1 protein-coding gene is annotated in these 2,006 nt (G+C 39.2%); it reads left to right on the top strand.

Annotation, left to right across the window (positions count from 1 at the left end; translation table 11 throughout):
• On the top strand, positions 1 to 1,875 hold a 1,875-nt coding region (locus DW251_RS15210), incomplete at its 5' end, for an IS1634 family transposase (RefSeq protein WP_347474678.1).
• Positions 1,876 to 2,006 lie beyond the last annotated feature (131 nt).

Raw genomic sequence — 2,006 nt, 5'->3', positions numbered from 1 at the left:
CGGGAGTTTGACACCTTTCCGAATGAAAAACAGCGTATAAGCCGCATGAATGCTTATATTTTTTTGTCAAATTTGTTGTTTTTATGTATAGGCTTTTTCGGCTTTTTGTGCTATAATGGTATTGAGGTGAAAAAATTGAAGGTCAATACATCAAAATCAAAAAACGCTGAGTCTTTTTATATAAAGCAATCCTACATCGACAGTAACGGAAAATCTACCTCTCGGACAATCCGCAAACTTGGAACATTAAAAGAATTGTTAGTTGAACATGGTCCCACCAGAGACGATGTTATGGCCTGGGCAAAAGAACAGGCTCGCATTGAGACCGAAAAGTTTGAACAGGAAAAAGCGAATCATTGTATTCCTATTACTTTCCATCCAAACCGAAAGATCGCCCATGGAGAAAAGCGAAAATTTCAGGGAGGTTACCTTTTCCTGCAGTCTCTTTATTATGAACTTGGTTTAAACAAGGTATGTCGAAAGATTCGAGATAAACATCACTATGATTATGATTTGAACGCGATCTTATCCGATCTCATCTATACACGCATTTTAGAACCAGGCAGCAAACGTTCTTCTTTTGAAACGGCTAAAACCTTCCTAGAAGCACCCACTTATCAGCTTCATGATATTTACCGGGCATTGAATGTTCTTTCAGAAGAATGCGATCTGATTCAGTCAGAGCTATATCGCAATTCAAAGTCTGTTTTAAAACGTAACGATGGGGTCCTTTACTACGACTGTACCAACTACTACTTTGAGATTGAACAAGAAGATGGAGATAAAAAATACGGAAAAAGTAAAGAACACCGTCCAAACCCTATCGTGCAGATGGGACTCTTTACCGACGGAGATGGAATCCCACTGGCTTTCAGCATATTTCCAGGAAATCAAAATGAACAGACATCTTTGAAACCACTCGAGAAAAAAGTGATTGAGGAGTTTGGGTGTGAAGAGTTTATCTTCTGTTCTGATGCAGGCCTTGGTTCTGAAAATAACCGGCTCTTAAATCACAGCAAGAAGCGCTCTTATATCGTAACCCAGTCTATCAAAAAACTTCCAGAAGAATACCGGACACTTGCACTAAACAAAAAAGGATTCCGGTGCCTCTCAGACCATAAAGCGGTCGATCTGAACAGCCTGACAGACGATGATAAAGAGGAACTTTTTTATAAAGAAGAACCTTACAGTTCCAAAAAGATGGAACAGCGTCTGTTGATTACTTACTCACCAAAATACGCTGCTTATCAAAAAGAGATTCGAGAGAAACAGATTGAACGAGCAAAAGCAATGCTTTCAAATGGCAGGCATAAGAAAAACCGGAAAAATCCGAATGACCCAGCAAGATTTATTGATAAAACAGCTGTTACAAAAGATGGAGAAATGGCCGATATCCTATATTTTCTGGATGAAAAAAAGATTGCACAGGAAGCACAGTACGATGGCCTCTATGCTGTATGTACGGATCTTTTTGACGATGAGCCGGAAGATATTTTAAAAGTCAGTGAAAGCCGTTGGCAGATTGAAGCATGCTTTCGGATCATGAAAACGGATTTTTCTGCCCGTCCGGTTTTTGTCCAGCGAAACGACCGGATCCGAGCACATTTCCTGGTCTGTTTTCTAGCGCTGCTCATTTATCGTCTGCTCGAAAAAAAGCTCAAGCGGAAATATACCTGTGAAGAGTTAATGTCGACATTAAGAGACTATGAATTTGCAGATGTGCAGGGGCAGGGATTCATACCGATTTATGAATCTACTAAACTGACGGATGCATTACATGAAGTAGCCGGATTCGAAACGGATTATGAATTTCTTACCAAAAGGAAAATGAAAGAAATCCAAAAACTTAGTAAACAATCTCGAGAAAAATCATAAAAGTCTATCATCCATATCTGATTCGGAAAAAAGACTATATAGTAAAACGAAAAGGCACCGCTGAAAAACCCAGGTAGAATAAGGCTTTCAGCGGTGTTTTGATAAATTTGACTGTCAAAGATGGGATTATA

It is taken from the genome of Clostridium sp. AM22-11AC (assembly GCF_003473545.1).
Taxonomy (GTDB): domain Bacteria; phylum Bacillota; class Clostridia; order Lachnospirales; family Lachnospiraceae; genus Enterocloster.
This window is presented reverse-complemented; position numbering and strand designations above follow the sequence as displayed.